The organism is Streptococcus infantis (genome assembly GCF_047465525.1).
Taxonomy (GTDB): Bacteria; Bacillota; Bacilli; order Lactobacillales; family Streptococcaceae; genus Streptococcus; species Streptococcus infantis_R.
Map to the genome: position 1 here is coordinate 1 of NZ_JASGZS010000050.1, position 5,328 is coordinate 5,328.

The following is a 5,328-nucleotide window of genomic DNA, read 5'->3' on the forward strand; positions in this document are numbered from 1 at the left end:
GTTTATAATAGCATGATTATTGATGAAGGAGATTTTCATGGATTATAAACTTATTTCTACTTACTTAGATTATTGCAAAACTCATAAACGTTTGAGTTCACATACGATTCGAGCTTATAAAAATGATCTTATGCAATTTTATAACTCAAACTATGATAATGTCGAATCCTATATCGAACACTTGACACAATCTAACATAAAAACGAATACACTAAGAAGAAAAATTGCTTGTATGAAGGTGTTTTATAATTATCTAAAATACCAGAACATAATTGAAGAGAATCCCTTCAATCAATTGCGCTTTCAATTTAGAACTGAAAAAATATTGCCTAAAACGATTCCGTATAATATTTTGAAAAATATTTTTTTATATTTAGAGCAGAGAGTAGTTATTTCTAAAACTGACTTTCAAAAACGAAAAGCTGAAAGAAATCTACTAATCATTTCTCTTTTACTTTCGACGGGTATCAGAATTTCTGAACTTTGTCACATTCATCTCAAAGATATTAATCTTTCCAATAAGACACTTCATATTATAGGAAAGGGGAAGAAAGAACGTATCATATTTTTAGGAGACCAAACAACATTTAATTTATTAGAAATATATATAAATAAAATAGGGAAGGAATCCAATGGTTTTCTATTTCCAGGGAAACATTCGCCAAAACCATTGTCAGAGCAAAGTGTACGTTTAATTTTAAAGAGAATCGTTGAACAAAATAACTTATCTAGAACTATTACACCACATATGTTTAGACATAGTTTTGCAACAATGCTTCTGGATAATGATGTAGATATCCGATACATTCAACAAATTCTTGGACACAGTTCTATATCAGTCACACAAATCTATACTCACGTATCTCATTCAAAACAAAAAGAAATACTTAGTTCTTTTAATCCTGTATCAGCAATTCATTCTGAAATCGAATAAGAGAACTTTCCAAAGTCTACAGTTCAGTTCATCTAAAATTAATTTTTGTAGTTCGACTTTAGTTAATAAATCTTATACTCAACAAAAGTAAAAGCATACAAAACTTCACTTTGAACCAGCATTTATACTATATTCCGTATTAAGCACTTCTGTAATTGTTTTTCTAAAATACAATCTTAAAACATCCTCAAATAAAACAAAAAAAGTTTTGTCAAAAACGATTCCTGGATAAAATGAAGTAAATCTTCCCACAATAAAAGGCATAGTATCAAGTTATTTTCAACATCTGATACTATGCCTTTTTCTTATTTTTAAGACTCTTTACCTAGCATTTCACTTACTAGTAAGGGTCACAATAAGTTTAAGCTTTGTAAGCAGATTGTTAGCAATAGAGAAAAAAACTCCAAATTTCTAATCTACTTTATTCTATATTCATTAACTAAAAAAGAAAATCTACCTTCTCAGTAGATTTTCTCTGTTTAAAATTTATTTCCAAGCACCACTGGCATCTACATAATAGCCATCTGGTGTGCGTGTATTGCTAAGCATATTACCAGATGAAGCCAGATAGTACCACTTACCACTATCTTTTACCCAACCTGTTGCCATTGAACCTGAGTTCTTTAGATAATACCAAGAGCCACTATCTTTTACCCAGCCTGTCGCCATTGAACCTGAATCTTTTAGGTAATACCAAGAGCCGTTATCTTTGACCCAACCTGTTGCCATTGAACCTGAGTCTTCTAGATAATACCAAGAGCCACCATTTTTAAGCCAACCTGTTGCCATTGAACCTGAGTCTTTTAGGTAATACCAAGAGCCGTTATCATATAACCAATTAGCTGAAATCATAGCTCCTGATGATTTAAAGGCATACCAGCTACCACCTTGGTATAGCCATGTTTGATTAAACATAACCCCTTCATCATCCATAAAGTACCATGTTCCCTGATCATTGATCCAAGCATCTTTAACTAGTTGACCTTGTTTTTGATAGTACCAGGTTTCACTGTAATTCTTTTTTAGCCAGCTTTCTGCTTTTACAATCGGATAAAGTATTTTGAAAGCTCCTGCCCCCCTGTAGGAATGACTGATAACTCCTGGTTTTTGAAGTTTCAATTCTTCATAGTCGTCTGCCCAAGCAAATACTTTTTGACCATTGACAGTCTCTGGTAAGGTAGCAGTGTAGGTCTTAGTTTGATAGTCCCATTTTGCATCAAGGTAGGTGTGTTGATCATTTGATTCGTCAATACGGAAGTAACCACTCTTTCCACCGTCATTATACACATCATCAACCACTTTAGTGGACCAGGTCTTTGTTTCATTTCCACTCTTGGCTTCTACTTTGATATCTCCTCTGTAGCCATAAGGTACGTAGAAATTCAGGTAACGTCCTTCTTCACCAATATTAGATCTATCCACTTCTTGAGCTAGGAAATTGACAGTCTGGTCTTGACCATTTAAAGTGACTTTCCATTCAATTTTTTCGTTTTTGGGCAAATCCAAGGCTTTGATGTCTATGTCATGGCCATTTTCAAATCGAAGAATTTTGCCATCTTGATATTGAATCCCCCCCTTAATACGCCATACCTCTTGTAGCTCAAAAGCTTTGGCAGAGTGAGGAAGAGCAAACATAGCTAAACCTGCCAATGATAAACTAAATAGTGTGATTTTTTTTGATACTTTCATTTTCTTAACTCCTTATTTTTGAAATAAAACAAATTGACTGTTTTCTGGATAAACTGATACATGTTGCTTCTTATTACTGCGTGATGCAGCTTCAAGGACTAGAGGATAAGAGTATTGATACAGTTCCTCTAAAGTGATTTTTCCGTTAGTATTGGTGTCTGCCATAGGCGAAATCATTCTATTTTGAAGAGGATTCCAGCCTGTTCCCATTGCCCAGTATATTGTGGCAAGACTCCCACCTCCATATGTACTATACGATTCTTCCCCCTGCCAAGAGGCACATAGTACGAGGAATTTAGAATCATGCATTTCGCCATTCTTGCTTGCTACATCTCCTGTTGAAAATCCTGCTAAAAATTCTTGTTCATCAAATACTTCTTCAGACTTAGAGACGGCCTTTTCATCTGATTTACCTGCATTTATAATTGTTCCTGAATAGCAACAATCCAGCATAATCACAAACTTACCTTTGTATTGTTTTAGAATGGACGCTAATTCCCAGCCTGAAAATGATGTTTTATCGCTACCAATGGCTATCTTGCCATCTTCTCCTCCATGACAAGTAAGGTAAAGATAGTTCACATCGCTTTCGCTAGAAGATTTGAAAAGATCTTGCATTTTTGCAATAATCTCAGACTTAGTTTTATCTGGGAAATGAACAACTTCGCTAAAGTTTTGGTTGCTAAAAACCTTTTCCATAGCATTAACATCTTCGATAGGTACTTCTATCGTTGATGTTTCACCAAGAACTAAAGCCCGACGATTGATATTTTGATTTTCCCCACTATTAGCAAAGAAATAGGTATCATCTCCGATATTATGCCAACCAACTTGCATATCACCACTGCTAGATAAATAGTATTGTTTTCCATTGATAGTCTGTAGTCCCGTTTGCATGACACCGCTAGTATTTAAATAATACCAGCTACCAGAAACCCAACACCATCCAGTTTTCATAGCACCACTATCATCTAGATAATACCAGTTTCCAGATTCTTTAATCCAGCCTGTCTTCATCCAACCTTCACTATCAAAATAGTACCAGGTGCCACCTATTTTTTCCCATCCATTTGTAGTATATGACCCATCAGAATGCTTATACCACCAGATTTTATTCAACTTCCACTTGACTTACTATAAGTCGTTTGAGAGGAGGATTCTTGAGCAGAAACTGGATTATTTGCTGGCAAAGATCCTACTAATCTTAATAAAGCAACTGTTGACAATTAAATTTTTTTCATAATATTATTGTCCTTTCTTTTTTATTTTTGTATAATAATATCAAAAATGAAAAAAAGTGTTTTATTTTTTGCAAAAATGGAAGAGGATGAATGTGGAAAATTTTGGAGCAGTTTTAAAGGATATTCGTATTTCAAAAAACTTTCGTCTTAAAGATTTATCATGTAATGAAATTAGTGAATCAACTATTTCTCGTTTCGAAAATGGTATTACAAAATTATCCATTAACCATTTTTATATTCTGTTAAATCGTCTTGGAATATCATTTTCAGAATTTGAAGAATTGGTTCATTGTTATTATTCCAAAAAAGAATGTCTTTTTGATGAATTAGAACATGCTGTAGAGTCTTCAGATATATTTTTACTTCAAGAATTAGTGGAGAAAATAGAGTTAAAAGAAAAGCATGAAAAAAGCATATGCAATTATCACATAAAATTGATTGCTGAGCAACAGATCAACCGTCTTGCAAACCTTCCTTATAATTCATCTAAATGCAATGAATTAATAAAATATCTTCTTTCTGTAGATACTTGGATGGAGTATGAACTTAAGATTTTCTATAATTCGGTGTTTTTTATGAATACAAAGACCATAAGTTTACTATATAGAATAGTAATCAAGAAAACACGACATTTTTTAAAAACGGATACCGGAACACATAAAGTAATTCCTCTATATTTATTTAACCTAGAAATGTTATTAGAAAATAATTTGTTAGGTAGCGCTCAATTTTTTATAGATGATTTAGAAAATTTACTTACTAGACAAGGATATTATTTTGAAAAGAATTATTTGCTCTTTCTAAGAGGTATTTATCTTATAAAAACTAATCAAATAGAGTTAGGTAAAAAAGAATGTTCTAAAGCTATGAGAATATTTAAGGAATATAATGACAGTGATACAATAAATAAATTAAACCAGAGATTTAAGCTCGATCTAACAATTTAATTGTTAAATGATATCGTTTAAAGATATAATTCCTAAAAAATTAGACAAATAATTTATCTATAAGATTTGGTTCTGCATTTCAATGAGCTAAGTCTTTTTTTTAATACATTTGTCATTATATAGGCTTTTGTTAATTATTTTTTGTTTTTATTCAGAGGAATAGTAACGATTCTTCCCTTTTTTAACGCTCTCTGTTCCATAACGATCAATTCACCTTGTCACATACCTTAGCCAGAAATATCCATACCAAATCTTTTTGAAAGCTGATTAAAGCTTTGTGCTTGTTTTCTTAATTCATAGAACTAAACCTTAACCTCATTTGTCAATTCCATAATAAAAATAAGGACATTCCAATAAAGGAAGTCCTTTTTAACACTACTATAAATCAAAGACATTTTCATGATCCATTTTATTCTATAATCATTGACCAAAATATAATTTTTGGTCAAAATTTGGTCAAAATTTGGTCAAAAAAACAAAAAATACTAATTTATTTTTAAAAATGAATTTGTGATGA

The 5,328-nt window shown here is 32.0% G+C and carries 4 protein-coding genes; 2 read left to right on the top strand and 2 right to left on the bottom strand.

Features of this window, described 5'->3' with window-relative positions; genetic code table 11:
* Positions 1–37: 37 nt before the first annotated feature.
* On the top strand, positions 38–934 hold the full coding sequence (locus QM374_RS10520; RefSeq protein ID WP_301560105.1) for a tyrosine-type recombinase/integrase: 897 nt from the start codon (positions 38–40) through the stop codon (positions 932–934).
* 486 nt (positions 935–1,420) lie between these two features.
* Here QM374_RS10520 and QM374_RS10525 read toward each other — a convergent pair whose 3' ends face one another.
* Both QM374_RS10525 and QM374_RS10530 read right to left on the bottom strand, forming a co-directional pair.
* Complete coding sequence (locus QM374_RS10525) at positions 1,421–2,623, bottom strand: N-acetylmuramoyl-L-alanine amidase family protein (RefSeq protein ID WP_414311715.1); 1,203 nt, start codon at positions 2,621–2,623, stop codon at positions 1,421–1,423.
* Positions 2,624–2,635: 12 nt separating this feature from the next.
* On the bottom strand, positions 2,636–3,742 hold the full coding sequence (locus QM374_RS10530) for a caspase family protein (RefSeq protein ID WP_414311716.1): 1,107 nt from the start codon (positions 3,740–3,742) through the stop codon (positions 2,636–2,638).
* 208 nt (positions 3,743–3,950) lie between these two features.
* Here QM374_RS10530 and QM374_RS10535 point away from each other — a divergent pair, with 208 nt between their 5' ends.
* A complete protein-coding gene (locus tag QM374_RS10535) occupies positions 3,951–4,811 on the top strand; it encodes a helix-turn-helix domain-containing protein (protein ID WP_414311717.1) in 861 nt (286 codons plus the stop codon).
* The last annotated feature ends 517 nt before the right edge of the window (positions 4,812–5,328 follow it).

Coding starts and splice junctions, on each gene's coding strand:
- QM374_RS10525 (WP_414311715.1), bottom strand. CDS start 2,623: ATGAAAGTATCAAAAAAAATCACACTATTTAGTTTATCATTGGCAGGT.
- QM374_RS10535 (WP_414311717.1), top strand. CDS start 3,951: ATGAATGTGGAAAATTTTGGAGCAGTTTTAAAGGATATTCGTATTTCA.
- QM374_RS10520 (WP_301560105.1), top strand. CDS start 38: ATGGATTATAAACTTATTTCTACTTACTTAGATTATTGCAAAACTCAT.